Origin of the sequence: Rhizobium sp. MHM7A (assembly GCF_005862215.1) — a bacterium.
GTDB lineage: Bacteria > Pseudomonadota > Alphaproteobacteria > Rhizobiales > Rhizobiaceae > Rhizobium > Rhizobium bangladeshense.
The window spans coordinates 287,103-303,368 of the sequence record NZ_VCHT01000009.1 but is presented as its reverse complement, the minus strand read 5'-3'; the positions used below and the strand labels follow the sequence as shown (position 1 = coordinate 303,368).

The following is a 16,266-nucleotide window of genomic DNA, read 5'->3' as shown; positions in this document are numbered from 1 at the left end:
TTCAGCTACCAGGTCACCGGCGGCTGGGACTTCGACAACGAAGACGGCGCTATCCGTGCAATGGGTACGGTTGAAATTGGTCCCGGTGCGCTCGGCCTCGCTGCCGTATACTCTTCCGGCCCGAACTCCTACTACTCCGCAGCTGAATGGGCTGTCGCTGCCGAATACGCAATCAAGGCAACCGACAAGCTCAAGATCACCCCTGGCGTCCAGTACTACGGCGACTACTACGTTGCCGGCGACGACTTCAGTGACGGCGATGCCTGGAAGGTTGGTCTGACGGTCGATTACCAGATCGTCGACAACTTCTACGCCAAGGCTTCGGTTCAGTACCTCGATCCGGAAGATGGCGACGACTCCACCTCGGGCTACTTCCGCCTGCAGCGTTCGTTCTAATCCACTTAGTGGATGCCCCCGGTCTTCGGACCGGGGGCACTTCAAAGCAGTTTCTGATCCGAGTGACCTCCGATCAGCTACGGGGACGGGTCCGGTCTTCCCTGCCGGACCGTCCTTGCAGCGTTTTAAAACGCATCGTATGGCCGTCTTTTCAGGTCGCCATCCAGGTAAGCCGAACCGGCATGTTGTGTATCGCACGACGGCATCCTGTCAGCCTTCAATGGGAAACTTCTTAACCTAATCGATTGTCTGGTCGGAAAATCCAGACCCCAATGACGATGAGGCGAAAGCCTCAGCCTTGGGCGCGGCAACGCTTTACTTCAGCCGGGCCAACAGCTTTTCGCCGCTCAGCTCCCTGACCGCGTCCCTGCCGATCCAGCGGGGGGTTTTATCGGGACTTTCGGCCAGAAGCTCCGCCAGCCCCAGCGCCGGCCCGTAGCAGGCGCGATTGCGCTTGCCGATACTGCGTAGTGCCCAATTGACCGCCTTGCGAACGAAGTTGCGGGAATCGCCCGAATGCGCCTCGATCAGCGGCAGCCAGGCGAGAATGGTTGCGTCGGCCTCGTCCTTCCGATGGACAGCGGCGCCGGCGATCATCGCGAATGCGGCGCGACGGACAAATTCACGCTCGTTGGCAGCGAATTCCGGGATGAGCTCGTCCAGGCGCGCCTCAACGAAGAGATCGGCGGCGCAGTCGACGATCTCCCAGGAATTGAAATCATCGGCCCAGTTTCTTGCCTCGTCCACCGTCAGCCGCTTCGGCTCGGCCGTGTAGAGAGCGAGCAGGCGGGCCTCGCGGATATGGCTTTGCCAGAGCTGCGTTGCCCTGGCGTGATCCCTCTTCGCCAATCTGGCGACCGCCCTGATGTTGGGATTGGAAATGCCGAGGGCGCGGCCGGTGACGATGCCGAACCGCGCCATCCCGGCTATAGCCTCCTCCGAGCGCAGCGTTTCGAGATGCGCGATCAGTTCAGCCGGTTCGGAGGAGGGACCGATCATTTCTCGAGCCGGGCGAGCAGCGAGGATGTGTCCCAACGATTGCCGCCCATTGCCTGGACGTCGCCGTAGAATTGGTCGACGACCGCAGTCACCGGCAGCGTGGCGCCATTGCGGCGCGCTTCCGCAAGCACGATGCCGAGATCCTTGCGCATCCAGTCAACCGCGAAGCCGAAATCATATTTGCCTGCATTCATGGTCTTATGGCGATTTTCCATCTGCCAGGAACCAGCAGCACCCTTGGAAATCACTTCAACGACCTTTTCGATGTCGAGACCAGCCCGCTTGCCGAAATGCAGCCCTTCGGCAAGTCCCTGGACGAGACCGGCGATGCAAATCTGATTGACCATCTTGGTCAACTGCCCGGAGCCTGCCGGCCCCATGAGGCCGACCATGCGGGCATAACTTTCGATGACGGGCCTAGCGCGCTCGTAAACCGCCTCGTCGCCGCCGCACATGACGGTCAGGACGCCGTTTTCTGCGCCGGCCTGGCCGCCGGAGACCGGAGCGTCGATAAAGTCGACACCTCTTTCCTTTGCCGCGGCATAGAGTTCGCGAGCAACCTCGGCGCTGGCAGTGGTGTTGTCGATCAGCACAGCACCGGGCTTCATGCCTTGCAGGGCGCCGTTCTCGCCTGAGGTCACCGACCGGAGATCTTCATCATTGCCGACGCAGACGAAGACGAAATCGGCACCTTCCGCCGCCTCGGCCGGAGTGGGGGCGGATTTGCCGGAGAATTTATCAGCCCATACCGCGGCCTTTTCGGCGGTACGGTTATAGACGGTGACATCATGGCCGCCCTTCGTCTTCAGATGACCGGCCATGGGGAAGCCCATGACGCCGAGACCGATAAACGCGACTTTTGCCATATGTCCTATCCTTATCCTGAGTGAGAGGCCCTGAGGATTAACCGAAACGGCGCAAGCAGAAAAGCCGTGAAGACGGACTTCCTTCCGGTTGGCGCATATGAGGCTGGTCGCCATTTTGCCGAGCCCTAGATGGGAACGAAAGATAATGTTTGCCAGGGGTGACATGAACGAAATTCCGGTGATCGAGCCGCGCCGCAAGGGCCGCAGCGGCACGCAGGCAATGCTCATTCCGTCGCGGCAGATGGTCGAGGGGCAGATTCGACTGGCGCCTGAGGGTGTTCTCACCGAGGCCGGCGTCCTGCGCCGCCGTCTTGCTGCGCATTACGGAGCGGATGCCTGCTGTCCGGTGACGGTGCAGCGGCATCTGCGTGCGATCGCCGAACTGTCCTTCGGCGCGATGGAGAAGGGCGAGCCGGTTTCGGTGGTGACGCCATATTGGCGCATGGTCGATCCGGCGAGCCTGCTCGCCAAACGTCTTGCTGGCGGTCCCGTCTTCATTCGCGAGCGGTTGGCCGCCGAACGCCGGGAGCGGTAGCGAGACGAGAGGGCGCGTGGAACTCCGTCTGTTAGTGATTCCGGGCGAGTTTGCGGAAGGCGGCATGGGGATAGCCCTCACCACATCAAGCGCGAAAAAATATTCCGCGAAGGGTACAACAATTGCAAACTCATATTATCGATATAATCTCTAGTCTATGTCAGTATTTCTGCGAACGGAGGCCAGCTCTGGAACGGAGCGTGGTCAACCGCCGTCGACCGACAGGACGCACAAATGCTCGCGCGCAGACAGACGCCCGACCTTCTTCTCGCTGCCACCGCGCCTCTTCCAGGCATTCGCGCGGCGGCGGTGTGCTGCCATGTCAGGCATATGCCTGCTCGCCAAGACGGCTTGCGGCGCGAGCTGATCTTCGAATTTCGCAGCAAAGGACTGTTTTCATGACCGCCACCTTCGATCCCATCAATTTTCTCTGGTTCATCCCCACATCGGGCGACGGCACTTATCTCGGCTCCTCCGACCTGAACCGGGCGCCGGAAATCGGCTATCTCACCCAGATCGCGCAGGCAGTAGACCGGCTCGGTTATTCCGGCGTGCTGTTGCCGACCGGGGTGGCGTGCGAGGAATCCTTCGTGACGGCAGCCGCACTTGCGGCAAAGACCGAGAAGCTGCAGTTCCTGGTGGCGATCCGCCCAGGCACGGCATCGCCTGCCTATTACGCGCGTCTTGCGACTACGCTCGACCGCATTTCCAACGGCCGCCTGCTACTCAACATCGTTGTAGGCGGCAGCCCGGCGGAGCTTGCCGGTGACGGCATCCATCTCGAGCATGACGAGCGCTATGCCCATGCCGAGGAGTTTTTCACCGTGTTTGAAGAGCTGCTGGACAAGGGGACGGCGAGCTTCGACGGCAAATACATCAAGGCGACCAATGCGCGCCTCGGCTTTCCATCGGTGCAGAACCCGCGCCCGCCGCTTTATTTCGGCGGTTCGTCGGATGCTGGCATCGACTTCTCGGTCGGCCGCGTTGACAAGTACCTGACCTGGGGCGAGCCTCCGGCGCAGGTGGCCGAGAAAGTCGCTAAGGTCCGCCAGGCGGCTGCCGAGCGCGGCCGCGAGGTGACCTTCGGCATCCGCCTGCATTTCATCGTCCGGGAAACCGATGAGGAAGCCTGGGAGGCGGCCGAGCGGCTGATCCGCCATCTCGACGACGATACGATCCGCGAGGCGCAGGAACGCTTCGTCCACGAATCCGACTCGGTCGGGCAGAAGCGCATGGCCGCTCTTCACGGCGGTCGCCGCGACAAGCTTGAGGTCTCGCCGAACCTCTGGGCCGGTATTGGCCTGGTGCGCGCCGGCGCCGGCACCGCGCTTGTCGGCTCTCCGAAGACGGTGGCCGCCCGCCTTCGCGAATATCAGGAACTTGGCATCGATACAGTGATCGGCTCCGGCTACCCGCATCTCGAAGAGGCCTATCGTGTGGCCGAATTGCTCTTCCCGGAACTCGGCATCACCCGCGAGCAGCAGCGCCTTGCCTTCAACAATGAGTTCGGCCGCAAGCAGATCTTCGCAGGCGGCAGCCATGGCGGCAACCTGAAGGTCATCTCGGGCTCCTGAACCCTAACAAAGATACAGGTTTGTATCGCCGGAAGCCGACTGCGGCCTCCGGCATTCTTTTCCTGTTGGTTGCCGTCAAGGCTGCCGGTTCGTATTTACGCATAGCCGATTAGCTATACCTGATGTATTCATATTTTTTTTCGCTTGTTGCCTCCGCTGGCAGGTTGGCGATAGAGTTTCCTTTTCGTGGTTTGCAGGGCCTCCTGTCCGTGGTGGCTTGACAGACGTATACCTCCATGGCAATAGATTGATTCATAGCTGAACAGGTATGGATCTCCAAATGTCGGACATTCAGGACGTGCTCTTCAGGACGCTTGCGGATCCCACCCGGCGCGCGCTTTTCGAGCGGCTGTGCCGGGAAGGGGAGAAGACGGTCGGGGCTTTGACGGCGCAGGCCGGCGTCTCACAGCCGGTCGTTTCGAAACATCTGGGGCTGCTGAAGCAAGCCGGCCTGGTGCGCGATCGCCATGAGGGGCGGCAGACCCATTATAGCGCGCAGCTCGGCGCGCTCGCGCCCCTCGTCGACTGGACGAGCGAGATGGCCGGCTTCTGGCAAAGCCGCTTCAATGCGCTCGAAGATTTGCTGAAGAGGATGGATCAATGACTGACATATCGACCGAAACACGTTCCGTCGTTATCGAGCGGGAGATGTCTTTCCCCGCGGAAAAGATCTGGCGGGCGCTGACTCAGCCGCACCTGATCCAGGAGTGGTTGATGAAGAGCGACTTCAAGCCGGTCGTCGACCATCGTTTCAATTTCAATGCCGATTGGGGCGCGGTCGACTGCCGAGTCATGGAAGTCGAGCCATACAAGACCCTCGCTTACAGCTGGGGCGCCTATGGCCTGGAAACCCTCGTGACCTGGACGCTCACGCCGACGGGCACAGGTACGCATCTGCGCATGGAGCAGTCGGGCTTCCGGACGGATCAGCGGCAGGCTTATGGCGGTGCCAGAAGCGGGTGGCCCCAATTCTTCGACAAGATGGAACAGGTGCTGGAGCAGCTTGGCTGAGCCGCCGAGCCGGCGGTGCGTCGGGCTGATTTTGAGGAGGCTTCGTTGAACGGGAACAACCGTGTCAGCAGGTCCACCGTTGGCTGTCCATTGCCTTTACGCTCGCTGTCATAGCCAATATCATCCCCATGATGCAGGAGCAGTCGGCGCTCTGGATTGGGCCCTTGGCGCTGCTGCCGCTCAGCCTGCTTCTCGTTACTGGTCTCACCTTGTTTGTGCTGCCTTATGGCGCGAAACAGCGCGACGTGGGACGCATCGGCGGATAGGAGGAACGCTATGACGGGCAGAACGACGAAGGGCGCGGAGAAGGTCACGAAAAATACTGCCGCCAAACTGGCAGTCGCGGTACCGAAGCCTCTGTCGGGCGGTAACCCCCAAATTCCCAAGGGGTACGGCGATGCGCCCGTGCAAGCCTACATCGCCGCAATGCCAGGCTGGAAAAGTGAGATCGGGCGTCGCCTTGATGCGCTGATCACCAGAACCGTTCCCGGCGTTTCCAAAGCGGTTAAATGGAACTCGCCCTTTTATGGAATGGAAGGGCAGGGTTGGTTCCTCGGCGTCCATTGCTTCGCAAAATATGTCAAAGTGGCTTTTTTCAAGGGCGCGTCGCTGCATCCTCTGCCGCCAGGCGAGTCCAAGCAGAGAGAGGTGCGCTACCTCGACATCCGTGAAGGCGACGCGTTCGACGAAGAGCAGATCGCCTCCTGGGTAGAGCAGGCGAGCCGATTGCCCGGCGAACGGATGTGAGGTTTTGATGCGCGGCGTCGGAGAACGACAAATATGAGGAAGGCATAACGATGAAGAAGACCGATTTCGGGGACGGAAGCGGGCAAGCCTCTCCCTCTCATTTGATCGATGCGAGGATCGAGGAGCTCAACGATTGGCGCGGCGAAATGCTCGCGCGGGTCCGAACGCTCATCAAGGAGGCTGAGCCTGAGGTGGTCGAGGAATGGAAGTGGCGAGGCGTTCCGGTGTGGGAACGCGCCGGCATCATCTGCACCGGTGAGACCTATAAGAGCGTGGTGAAGCTTACTTTCGCCAAGGGGGCCTCGCTTGAGGATCCGAAAGGCCTTTTCAACTCCAGTCTCGAAGGCAGCACCCGGCGCGCAATCGACTTTCATGAAGGTGATGAAATCAACGAGGAGGCATTGAAGGCGCTTATTCGAGCCGCCGCAAAGCTGAATACGTCTGCGCAGGCGGCGAGTTCGCGGAAGAAATCGAGCAGGGCGTGATACTTCATCCGGCCGGGCTTAATGGATCGGGCTCGTCTCGCGCTCGAGGAAGAGCGTAAGATTATCGAGGCCGATCTCGGTGCCCTGAAGACGGGCTCCGTTGTCGGCGTAGCCGTCTAGGAAGACCACCTGCTCGGTGAACACCATCCTCGTGCCGCCGGCCTCGGCTTCGAAGGCGACGGTGGCGAGCGAGGCGGAAATTCGGGATTCGCCGAGCTTCATATCGTAGGCATAGATGATGCGGTTATCCGGCACGATATCAATGTAGTGGGCGTCGTAGGCGTGCAAAAGTCCGTCCGTGTCGGCCACATAGTTCTTCTCAGCGCCGCCGGGGCGGAAATCGAGCGCGTATTCCAGCGGCACCCAATCGCCGTGGCAGGCGAACCATTGGCGTTTGGAGTCCGGCGTCGACCACGCGCGGAAGACCCGGGCGACAGGCGCCTTCAAGCGGCGTTCGATCACGAAGGAGGTATGTTCGGCAGAACGTGTCGTCATTCTGGAAGGGTCTCCGTTTCATCGGCGAGAAGTCGGTCCAGCCTATCAAAGGCCCCGGTCCAGCGGGTCTTTCGCTGTTCCACCCAACGGTCAATTGCGGCGAGGGCGTCCTGCTGCAGGCGGTAGGTCCGCACCCGGCCGGATTTTTCGGAAAGCACGAGCCCGCTCTCCTCCAGCACCTGGAGATGTTTCATCACGGTGGGCAAGGCGACGGCGAGCGGCGCGGCGAGTTCGGTGACGGACGCCGGGCCGCGGCCGAGGCGATCGATCATGCCGCGGCGGCTGCGATCGGAAAGCGCGTGGAACATGCGGTCGAGATCGGCCTGGCTTTCGATCATTCTGCCGCATCCCGGAAGCGAGCCGGCAGCTTTTCCTGATAGGGATATAACCTGAAATAGGGGCGGGCCTCTTCCAGCGCCCTTGCGAAAGACGAGCGCGCCAGCAGCCTGTTGTAATAGGCGCGAAGCTTCGGCTGCTCCTCACAAAACGGGACCAGCGTCTCGGCATAGAAGAGCGCGGGAGCCGCGGCGCAATCAGCCATGGTGAAGGCCTCGCCTGTTACCCATGAGCTTTCGCCTAGCTGCTTTTCGATCATCGCATAGGCAGTTGTAAGCGTCGCCCTGCAGGCGGCCACCTCTATCTCGTCTGCGGTTCCCTCGGGACGGCGGCGATGGCTGACGATCGTCTGCATCGGCACCTGGACATATTGGTCGAAGAAACGGTCCCAGAGGCGGACCTGCAGCGCACGGTCGATTTCGAGCGGCAGCAGGCGCGTGGGACCGGAGTAATAATGGTCGAGATATTCGATGATTATCGTCGTTTCGGGAATGGTGCTGTCGCGCGCTTCGTCCCTGAGCAACGGCATCTTGCCGATCGGCCAGAAGCGGAAGAGATTGGCGCGCGAAACCTCATCGGAAAGGTCGACGAGACGATTTTCAAAGGGCGTCGCGTTTTCATAAAGCGCGATCAGCACCTTTTGGCAGAAGGAGGCGAGCGGATGCCCATAGAGCACGAGCGACATGCAGCGACCTTTCCTGTTCGGTGTAAACTTTACCGAACGACTAAGTATCAGGTCTGAAAGCGCTGCGCAACAGATACTTCGCTAATCATGCAACTATTCTCTCAGCCGATATACCGCGCGATCACCAGATGGCCTGGTGTCGGCTGGCCGTCTTCCATGCGAACGTTGATATCCGATAACTCGACCAGTTCGAAACCGGTGGCGGTGAGGCGCTCCCTTACATAGGCACCGGCATGAGCGAAGCGCTGGTGCGGGCCAACCATGTAGGCGCGGCCGGCAAGTGTCGCCTCGGGCAGGGTTTCGGAGGAGAAGATGAACAGGCCGCCTGGCATCAGGTTTTCGGCGGCGCCGAAGAAAAGCGGTTCGAGCGCACCGAGATAGGGCAGCACGTCTGTGGCGGTGATGATGTCGAAGGCGTCCTCGTCATTATCCTCGAGGAAGTTCTCGACCTCAGCGACGAAAAGCGTCTCGTAAAGATCCTTCTCGTGGGCAAGCTCAACCATCTTCTCCGATATGTCGATGCCGGTCATATCATCGCAGAGGTCGCGCAGAGCGCCGCCGGTGAGGCCGGTGCCGCAGCCGAGGTCGAGCAGCCGCTTGAAAGGTCCGAGCTGCAATTGCTGCAGGCGCTGGCGCACCAGCATCGGCACGTGATAGCCGAGCTGCTCGACGAGCACGTCCTCAAAGACTTCGGCATGCTGGTCGAACAAGGTCTCGACATAGGCATCCGGCGCCTTGGCCGGCATTTCGCCGCGGCCCATCGCAGCAATGCGAACGGCGGCTCCGCCGTGGTCGTCGGGATCGATCGCCAAGACTTCCTCGTAGGCCGCCACGGCCGCATCGACATCGCCTGATTTCTCCAGCGCCAATGCGCGGTTATAGGCCTCGGCAAGGGCTTCTTCGTCGATCTTCTTTGCCATAGCGGTCCGTGTCCTTTTGTTGCAGGCATGGCTGTAAGGCGGCTTTCAGTGTTTTGCAATGGCGCGGCTACCGGCGCAGAATGGCCGAAAAGAAACCGACTGGAGGAAATGCCATGAAAGCGGAGCAAGACAGGCTGCTACCGGCAAGGGAAGGAGAGGGCGAGCGCCCCCTGCTTCCCACGACGCCGGGCGAGATCACCAACACGCTCATCCATTATTACCGCGGCGAACTCGGGCGCATGACCAGCTGGCGCGATCGCATAGATCGGACGTCCAATTGGGCAATCACGGTGGTGGCTGCGCTGCTCTCGGTGTCGCTATCGACGCCGACCTCGCACCACGGGGTGCTGCTGTTCGGGGTTATGCTGATCACACTGCTGCTGATGATCGAGGCGCGTCGCTACCGCTTTTTCGACATTTACCGGGCCCGTATCCGTCAGATCGAGCGCTGCTATTTCGCGCAGATTCTGGCGCCCAACCCCAATGGCGGCAGCGAATGGGCTGCCGTGATCGCCGGCAGCCTGCGTCGTCCGCGCTTTTTGTTGAGTTATGGAGAGGCGATGCACCGCCGTCTCAAACGCAATTACGGTTGGATGTATTTCATCCTGCTGCTTGCATGGTGCCTGAAGATTTCGACGCCGAAACTGCAAACAGAGGGCGCGCCGGCACTGCAGGCGCAGTCATGGACCTATGTCATCGACAATGCCGTGCTCGGACCCGTTCCCGGCGTCGCAGTCATCGCGGCAGTCGTCGCCTTCTACATCGGCATCCTCTGTTTTGCGCTGCGTCCGGATCGCGACGAGGGCGAATTCGGCCATGGAGAAGCGCATGTCTGATCAGTGCAGGATGAACTCGCCTTTCAGCGCCCGCCACTCGGTTGCCGAGATCAGCTTGCGGTGGACGTAGCGCACCGAATGCAACGGTCCGTCGAGCTTTTCCTGCCAGAATTTCAGAAATCCGCGCATTTCGGGAAAATCGGGGGCGAGGTCATAATCCTGCCAAACGTAGGTCTGCAGGATCGTCGGGTGATCCGGCAGGTGATAGAGGATCTGCGCGGTTGTCAGACCATAACCCTGCAGTTGCTTTTCCATATCTTTGTGCATCGTATTCAGCTTCTTCTCGTTCGCACTCGCGCTTTATTAGCGCCACGTGAAATGGAAGCACGCGAGTGGTTAACGCAAGCTTAACAGATACGTTGCGGGAGAAGTATTCTTTTTACTTTCAATGGTTTGGCAGCATGTAGAAGCGAGTGCTGCCAAGCTGATGCGCGTCGTCATCCGAAAACCGCGACGCACTTGGGCACCGTGCATCACCGCTTCAGATGCCGCGTCAGGCGACGCTCGATCCAGGCCCAGAGATGGCGCAGCGCCTCAACGATGGTGAGGTAGAAGATCGCCGCCCAGAGATAGGTCTGATAATCGAATGTGCGAGAGAAGGCGTAGCGGGTCTCGCCCATCAGGTCGAGCACGGTAATGATAGCAACGACCGCCGAGCCCTTGATCAGAAGGATGATCTCGTTGCCGTACGGGCGAAGCGCCACAATGAAGGCCTGCGGCAGGATGATCTTGCGGAATGCTATAGTCTTATGGATGCCGAGGGCTGCTGCTGCTTCGCGCTGTCCGTGCGGTACGCTTTCGATTGCGCCGCGCAATATTTCCGCTTGATAGGCTGCAGTGTTGATGGTCATGGCGAACAGGCCGCAATACCAGGCGTCGCGGAAGAACCACCAGAGACCGAAAGCTTCCAGCTGAAGGCGGAACACGCCGAGGCCATAATAAACCAGGAAGAGCTGGGCGAGCAGCGGTGTTCCGCGGAAGAAGTAGATATAGCCATAGGAAAGCCAGTTCAGCAGCCTGTTTTTCGACAGGCGTGCCATGGCAAGCGGCAGCGACAGGATGGCACCGCAGACCACCGAAATGGCAACAAGGCTGAGCGTCACCCATAGGCCGTGCAGATAACGCGGCCCGTAGCGGGTGAACTTCTCGATATCCCAGCCATTGATGACGGTGAAGATCAGCAGCGCGGCCAGCAAGGCCCAAAAACCGACGAAGATATAGCCGGCGAGGCGCGCCGCCGTCATCGGCTTCGCCGCTTCATGTGGGGCGGGCTGCGGTGGGATCAATGTTTCGGCGTAACTCAACGGCGGATCTCCGAACGCTTGGCCCAGCGATCGATATAGGTGAGCAGGAAGGAGGAGAGGATGGCGAGCACCAGATAGAGACTGCAGGCGATGCCGTAAAAGAAGAAAGGTTCCTTGGTCACGCGCACCGCGACATTTGTCTGGCGCAGGATATCGGCAAGGCTAATGATCGAGACGTAGGACGTGTCCTTCAGGAGCACCATCCAGAGGTTCGTGAGGCCGGGGAGCGCAATGCGCACCAACTGCGGCAGAACGATCAGGCGGAGCGTGCGGCCGCGATGCAGACCGAGCGCATCTCCGGCTTCGTACTGGCCCTTGGGAATGGCGCGGAAGGCCGAGAGCAGCACTTCCGAGCAGTAGGCAGAAAAGACGACTGACAATGCGATCACGCCGGCCAGGAAGGCGTTGATTTCGACCGGCGGTCCGACATAGCCCGCAAGCTCCAGAAGGGACTGGATGAGCATCTGCATACCGTAATAAATGATGAAGAGCGTCAGAAGCTCCGGCAGGCCGCGGAAGATCGTCGTGTAAATGCCTGCCGCCAGCCGCAGCGATCCTTCTTCCGACTGCTGGCCGAGCGCGACGAGGAAACCGATGACGAGGCCGATTGGCAGGGTGACGATCGCCACCGATACGGTGACCTGCAGGCCGAGGGCGATCTCGTCACCCCAGCCGGTGTCGCCACAGGCAAGGATCGTCGACTGACCCAACCAGGTGAAGATGCCAACGGGTCCGCATAGCGGATCGAAAATGTGCACAAGTGAGCTCCAGAAGGAGCCGAGCGCGGAAAACAATCCGCCCATCCGAGAATTCCCCTCACGGCTTTTGCCGTTTTGATCTTGCCACCTTTGTCAAACAAAAATGGCGGAAGAGCAAGCCTTCCGCCATTCGCTTGATCGGCCAGATACCGAATTTCTCAGTCGCCGTAAACGTCGAAATCGAAGTACTTGTCCTGGATCTTCTTGTACTCGCCGCTGGCGCGGATCGCTGCGATCGCCGTGTTGAGCTTTTCCTTCAGCGGATCGCCCTTGCGGATGGCGATGCCTGCGCCTTCGCCGTTGATTTCCTTGTCGACCGGCAAGGTTGTCAGGATCTTGCAGCAGGCGCCGGCGTCGGACTTGACCCATTCGGAAAGAACGACGACGTCGTCGATGACGGCATCGACGCGGCCGCTGGAAACGTCGAGCTTGTATTCGTCAGCCGTCGGATAGAGCTTCAGTTCGGTGTCGGCGAGGTGCTTCTCGGCGTAGTTGGCGTGCGTCGTCGAGGTTTGCGCGCCGATCACCTTGCCCTTGAGGCCAGCGACGTCTGATATCTTGGAGTCCTTCGGCACTGCGATCGCCGGCGGGGTGTTGTAATACTTGTTGGAGAAGTCGACGAGCTTGAGGCGCTCCGGTGTGATCGACATGGAGGAAACGATCATGTCGAACTTCTTGGCATTCAACGCAGGGATGATGCCGTCCCAGTCGGTGCTGACGAAGGAACATTCGGCCTTCATCTCGGCACAAAGCGCCTTGGCGATATCGATGTCGAAACCCTGGATGGTGCCGCTGGCATCGACGAATTCGAAGGGCGGATAGGTCGAATCTGTGCCGATCACGTATTTCTCGCCCTCGGCCATAGCCGAGCCAGCGAAGAGCGACATTGCCGCGATCGAGGCTGCCGCGAAGATACGGGTGGAGTTAAACATGAGGATCCTCTCTGTTGGTGGCCGCTGCCTGTTCTTGTCTTGGACTCACGGCCGCAATTCAACGGTGTCGACACCGCCTTGTAGCGATAATCAGACTTTTTTTCATGGAATTGCAACACAAATTCCAGCGCAATTGTGCAGTGCAAATAACAGGCGAGATGAACGAAAGCAGACTGCAACATTCACGGGAGGTTAATCCAGGGCTTCCTAGAACCGGAACAAATCGGCGGGTTGGCGCTTAGCCATTTCGCCGTTTCGCCTCATTGCGAAGCTAGGGGCGAACCAAGGCCTGTCGGCCTTTAGGAAGCTCAAACAGGATCGAGGAAACCCGATGGGCAAGAAATCAAGATTGTTTGCAAGCGCAGCTTTCCCGCTGCTTTCTCTTTCGCTGGCGCTGCAGCCGGCATCGGCAATGGCTGCCGCACGCGGTGCTGCGACCGAGGCTGCAGCCGTGCGCCAGATTGAACAGGGCAGCTTCGAAGTGGCGCAGGACGCGCCCTCCGAGGAGGAGCTCTTGAAGAAGAAGCGCAAGCAGAAGGAGGAAGCTCCGGCTGAACAGGCGCCGGCCGCCAAGCAGCCGAAGGAGGCGCCCGCTGAAGAGCCGAAGGCTGAGCGGAAGGAGGCGCCTGCGCCCGAACCTAAGGCAGAGCCGGAACCGCCGAAGGCCGAAGCGCCGAGGGAGGAGCCTGCGCCCGAAAGCAAACCGCAGCGGAAAGCCAAGCAGGCAGCTCAGCCGGAGGCAGAGCCGCAGCAGGAAGAGCAGCCAGTAACGCAGGAAAAGCCGAGAAAGCCGAAGAAGCAGGAGACGCAGCAGGCCGAGCCGGAGGCTCAGCCGGCGCCGGAGCCGCAGCCGGCCGCGAGGGAAACTCAGCCCGAGACAGAGCAGGCCCAGCCCGAGGTCAAGCCGGAGGGCAGCAAGAAGGGTCAGGACAAGGCCCAGAGCCGAGACAAGGGAAAGGCTAAGACCGAGACTGCCGCTCCGGAGGCGGTGACGCCGGCCGAGGAACAGGCCACACCGGCAATCGAGCCGGAGGCAAAACCCGCTGCCGAAGCGCCAGCCAAGAAGCCGAAGAAGGGCGAGGCTGCAGCACCGGCGGTTAAGCCAACAGAAGACAAGGCGGCCGCTCCTGATGCTGCGCCCGCCGAAACGTCCACGGAGGGCACGGCTGCAAAACCTGCCGCCAAACAGCCCGCCGCCGAGCAGCCCGCCGGCGAACAGCCCGCCAGCGGACAGCCGGCTGCGCCCGCCACCGACACGGCTCAGCCGCTGCCGGATGCCAGCGGCGGACAGCAGGTGGAGCAGGCAATTCCGGCGCCGGAAAAGGTTTCTCCAGAGGAGCTGGAGCGCCGCAAGCAGATCGCCGCAGATCCGGCCAAGAGCAACGAGACCGTCGTGCTGCCGGTCGAGAACGGTGCAGCCGTGCTCGACAGCGACAAGGATGCCGAGCGCAGCAAGGGGCGGGAAGGCCGCCTTGACCGCGACAAGCTGCGCGCCGAGAGCCAGGAGGTAAAGGTGCCGACCTCGGACGCCGATGCCCAGGCTCCCGCCGCTGCTGCGGCGCCGGCAATAAAGCTCGAGGCCGTGACCAGCGAGAAGGGCACGAGGCTTGACACGCGGCCGCAATTTGCCCGTCCCGAGGGGGCGCGCATCGACGACCAAACCGACGATAACCGTGTGATCATCCAGTACAACAATCAGGTGATCGTGCGCAGTGACGACGACAGACGGTTCTTGCGCGACGGCGAACGGCCGATCTATGAAGAGTTGCCTGACAATCGCTATCGCGAGACCATCACGCGGCCAGAAGGCTATCGTATCGTGACGATCCGCAACCGCTACGGCGACATCATCCAGCGATCGCGCGTAGATGCCCGCGGGCGCGAATACGTGCTCTACTATTCGCCTGATCTCTATGAGGATCCGGATCGCGGTTATTTCGAGGACCCGGGCGCCGATCTGCCGCCGATGCGGCTGCGCGTCCCGCTCGAGGACTATATCATCGACACCAGCAGCGATCCGGACCGGGACTATTACGAATTCCTCAGCGAGCCGCCCGTCGAGCAGGTGGAGCGTGTCTATTCGCTCGACGAGGTGAGGTATTCCGCCCGTATTCGCGATAAGGTGCGCCGCATCGACCTCGATACGATCACCTTCGCCACCGGCAGCGCGGAGATCCCCATGACCCAGGCGCGCACCTTGCGCAAGGTGGCAGACGCAATCAACAAGGTGCTTGAGAAGGATCCGAGCGAGACCTTCCTAATCGAAGGCCACACAGATGCGGTCGGCTCCGACCAAAGCAATCTGATCCTCTCCGATCAGCGCGCGGAGTCGGTCGCCAACGTGCTCACCGACGTCTACGGCATCGCGCCGGAGAACTTGGCGACGCAGGGTTATGGCGAGCGTTACCTGAAGGTCAACACGTCGGGTCCCGAACAGGAAAACCGCCGCGTCACCATCCGCCGCGTCACGCCGCTGGTGCGCCCGGTCGCCGCTAACCAATAAATGCATCTGCCCCTCCCTCGCGCGCGAGGGAGGGGCGCTGACTTCCGCATCTCTCCTGCCGGGAGAGGCGATGTAGCCATACCTTGCCTCTCTACTTCCCGGCTTTTTTAGCCGCCTTTTCGATGACGTCGGCGACTTTTTCCGGTTGTGAGGCGAAGACGGCGTGGCTGGCTCTGATTTCCGTCACTTCGCTGCCTGCTCGTTTTGCCATGTCACGCTCAAGCTCCGGATTGATGGAGCGGTCCTCGGTGGCGATGATCGACCAGCTCGGCTTCGTCCGCCATGCCGGCTCTCCGATCTTTGCCGAAAAAGCCTGTTTGGAGGCGAAGACCTGCGACCTTGCCAGGAAATCGGCTTCGGCCTTCGGCAGGTCGGCTGCGAAAGCCGCGGCGAAGGCGCCGGGGTCGAGATAGAGATATTTGCCGTCCTTCGTTTCCTTGATGTCCATGCTGCCTGCCGGCTTCGAACTCGCCAGGTTCAGCAGGCTCTCGCCCTTGTCCGGCTGGAATGCCGCGACATAGACGAGGCCCGCGACGGCGGGATCGTTACCGGCTTCCGTGATAACCATGCCGCCATAGCTGTGGCCGACGAGCAGGACCGGTCCGGTCTGGAGGTCGAGAACCCGCTTCGTTGCGGCCACATCGTCGTCGAGCGAGGTGAGGGGCTCCTGGACGATGGTGACGTTGAAGCCGCGTTTTTCGAGGATTTCCGTCGCCTTGCGCCATCCCGAGCCGTCCGCCAGCGCGCCGTGAACGATCACGATGTTCTTGACCGCGGCAGCCTCGGCTGCGAAGGCGATTCCGGCTGTGGCAAAGGCAAGGCTTGCGATGAAAGTCAGATGCTTGTTCATGGAGTCACTCCTTTGTTTCGATAGTGATGGTCTG

The 16,266-nt window shown here is 60.8% G+C and carries 21 protein-coding genes; 10 read left to right on the top strand and 11 right to left on the bottom strand.

Annotated elements, in window-relative coordinates:
* On the top strand, positions 1–396 hold a 396-nt coding region (locus FFR93_RS26745; RefSeq protein WP_171049265.1), incomplete at its 5' end, for a porin.
* A gap of 315 nt (positions 397–711) precedes the next feature.
* Here FFR93_RS26745 and FFR93_RS26740 read toward each other — a convergent pair.
* Both FFR93_RS26740 and FFR93_RS26735 read right to left on the bottom strand, forming a co-directional pair.
* Complete coding sequence (locus tag FFR93_RS26740) at positions 712–1,395, bottom strand: DNA alkylation repair protein (protein WP_138395377.1); 684 nt, start codon at positions 1,393–1,395, stop codon at positions 712–714.
* Complete coding sequence (locus tag FFR93_RS26735; protein ID WP_138395376.1) at positions 1,392–2,261, bottom strand: NAD(P)-dependent oxidoreductase; 870 nt, start codon at positions 2,259–2,261, stop codon at positions 1,392–1,394. Before FFR93_RS26735 ends, FFR93_RS26740 begins: the two co-directional genes overlap by 4 nt.
* A gap of 163 nt (positions 2,262–2,424) precedes the next feature.
* Between FFR93_RS26735 and FFR93_RS26730 the strand changes: the two genes are divergently transcribed.
* The 7 genes from FFR93_RS26730 (at position 2,425) to FFR93_RS26700 (ending at position 6,613) form a co-directional block, all read left to right on the top strand.
* Positions 2,425–2,796, top strand: coding sequence for a hypothetical protein (locus tag FFR93_RS26730; RefSeq protein ID WP_138395387.1), 372 nt, complete (start codon positions 2,425–2,427; stop codon positions 2,794–2,796).
* A gap of 398 nt (positions 2,797–3,194) precedes the next feature.
* A complete protein-coding gene (ssuD, locus tag FFR93_RS26725; RefSeq protein WP_064705226.1) occupies positions 3,195–4,370 on the top strand; it encodes an FMNH2-dependent alkanesulfonate monooxygenase in 1,176 nt (391 codons plus the stop codon).
* A 280-nt stretch (positions 4,371–4,650) separates the two neighbouring features.
* Entirely contained in the window at positions 4,651–4,974 is a 324-nt protein-coding gene (locus FFR93_RS26720; protein ID WP_064706090.1) for a metalloregulator ArsR/SmtB family transcription factor, read from the top strand.
* The gene (locus tag FFR93_RS26715) at positions 4,971–5,381 is read left to right on the top strand and encodes an SRPBCC domain-containing protein (protein ID WP_138395375.1); all 411 of its coding nucleotides are present in this window, start codon (positions 4,971–4,973) and stop codon (positions 5,379–5,381) included. Before FFR93_RS26720 ends, FFR93_RS26715 begins: the two co-directional genes overlap by 4 nt.
* Before the next feature lie 83 nt (positions 5,382–5,464).
* On the top strand, positions 5,465–5,647 hold the full coding sequence (locus FFR93_RS41605; RefSeq protein ID WP_138395386.1) for a hypothetical protein: 183 nt from the start codon (positions 5,465–5,467) through the stop codon (positions 5,645–5,647).
* 10 nt (positions 5,648–5,657) lie between these two features.
* A complete protein-coding gene (locus FFR93_RS26705) occupies positions 5,658–6,128 on the top strand; it encodes a DUF1801 domain-containing protein (protein WP_138395374.1) in 471 nt (156 codons plus the stop codon).
* Positions 6,129–6,178: 50 nt separating this feature from the next.
* Positions 6,179–6,613 carry a DUF1801 domain-containing protein gene (locus FFR93_RS26700; protein WP_138395373.1) on the top strand — a complete coding sequence of 145 codons (435 nt, stop codon included), beginning with the start codon at positions 6,179–6,181 and terminating at the stop codon, positions 6,611–6,613.
* 18 nt (positions 6,614–6,631) lie between these two features.
* Here the strand turns inward: FFR93_RS26700 and FFR93_RS26695 are convergent, their stop codons facing one another.
* The 4 genes from FFR93_RS26695 to FFR93_RS26680 form a co-directional block, all read right to left on the bottom strand.
* Positions 6,632–7,108: an SRPBCC family protein gene (locus FFR93_RS26695; protein WP_138395372.1), complete on the bottom strand. Its 477-nt coding sequence runs from the start codon at positions 7,106–7,108 to the stop codon at positions 6,632–6,634.
* Positions 7,105–7,446 carry a metalloregulator ArsR/SmtB family transcription factor gene (locus FFR93_RS26690; protein WP_138395371.1) on the bottom strand — a complete coding sequence of 114 codons (342 nt, stop codon included), beginning with the start codon at positions 7,444–7,446 and terminating at the stop codon, positions 7,105–7,107. The genes FFR93_RS26695 and FFR93_RS26690 overlap by 4 nt, the downstream gene beginning before the upstream one ends.
* Complete coding sequence (locus FFR93_RS26685) at positions 7,443–8,129, bottom strand: glutathione S-transferase family protein (protein ID WP_138395370.1); 687 nt, start codon at positions 8,127–8,129, stop codon at positions 7,443–7,445. The genes FFR93_RS26690 and FFR93_RS26685 overlap by 4 nt, the downstream gene beginning before the upstream one ends.
* Before the next feature lie 101 nt (positions 8,130–8,230).
* Positions 8,231–9,049 carry a methyltransferase gene (locus FFR93_RS26680; protein WP_138395369.1) on the bottom strand — a complete coding sequence of 273 codons (819 nt, stop codon included), beginning with the start codon at positions 9,047–9,049 and terminating at the stop codon, positions 8,231–8,233.
* A gap of 113 nt (positions 9,050–9,162) precedes the next feature.
* Between FFR93_RS26680 and FFR93_RS26675 the strand changes: the two genes are divergently transcribed.
* Positions 9,163–9,885: a DUF2270 domain-containing protein gene (locus FFR93_RS26675; RefSeq protein ID WP_064705218.1), complete on the top strand. Its 723-nt coding sequence runs from the start codon at positions 9,163–9,165 to the stop codon at positions 9,883–9,885.
* Here the strand turns inward: FFR93_RS26675 and FFR93_RS26670 are convergent, their stop codons facing one another.
* From FFR93_RS26670 to FFR93_RS26655, 4 genes are all read right to left on the bottom strand, one after another.
* Positions 9,886–10,152: an usg protein gene (locus tag FFR93_RS26670; RefSeq protein ID WP_011425678.1), complete on the bottom strand. Its 267-nt coding sequence runs from the start codon at positions 10,150–10,152 to the stop codon at positions 9,886–9,888. It abuts the gene before it with no gap.
* Positions 10,153–10,358: 206 nt separating this feature from the next.
* Positions 10,359–11,189 (bottom strand): ABC transporter permease, encoded by an 831-nt coding sequence (locus tag FFR93_RS26665; RefSeq protein WP_064705217.1) that lies wholly within the window; start codon positions 11,187–11,189, stop codon positions 10,359–10,361.
* Positions 11,186–11,992, bottom strand: a complete 807-nt coding sequence (locus tag FFR93_RS26660) for an ABC transporter permease (RefSeq protein WP_064705216.1) — start codon at positions 11,990–11,992, stop codon at positions 11,186–11,188. Before FFR93_RS26660 ends, FFR93_RS26665 begins: the two co-directional genes overlap by 4 nt.
* A 113-nt stretch (positions 11,993–12,105) precedes the next feature.
* Positions 12,106–12,879 (bottom strand): transporter substrate-binding domain-containing protein, encoded by a 774-nt coding sequence (locus tag FFR93_RS26655; RefSeq protein WP_064705215.1) that lies wholly within the window; start codon positions 12,877–12,879, stop codon positions 12,106–12,108.
* A gap of 331 nt (positions 12,880–13,210) precedes the next feature.
* Here FFR93_RS26655 and FFR93_RS26650 point away from each other — a divergent pair, with 331 nt between their 5' ends.
* Complete coding sequence (locus FFR93_RS26650; RefSeq protein ID WP_138395368.1) at positions 13,211–15,382, top strand: OmpA family protein; 2,172 nt, start codon at positions 13,211–13,213, stop codon at positions 15,380–15,382.
* 91 nt (positions 15,383–15,473) lie between these two features.
* On the opposite strand, the gene FFR93_RS26645 is transcribed toward FFR93_RS26650, so the two are convergent.
* Positions 15,474–16,232, bottom strand: coding sequence for an alpha/beta hydrolase (locus FFR93_RS26645; RefSeq protein WP_138395367.1), 759 nt, complete (start codon positions 16,230–16,232; stop codon positions 15,474–15,476).
* Between the last annotated feature and the right edge of the window lie 34 nt (positions 16,233–16,266).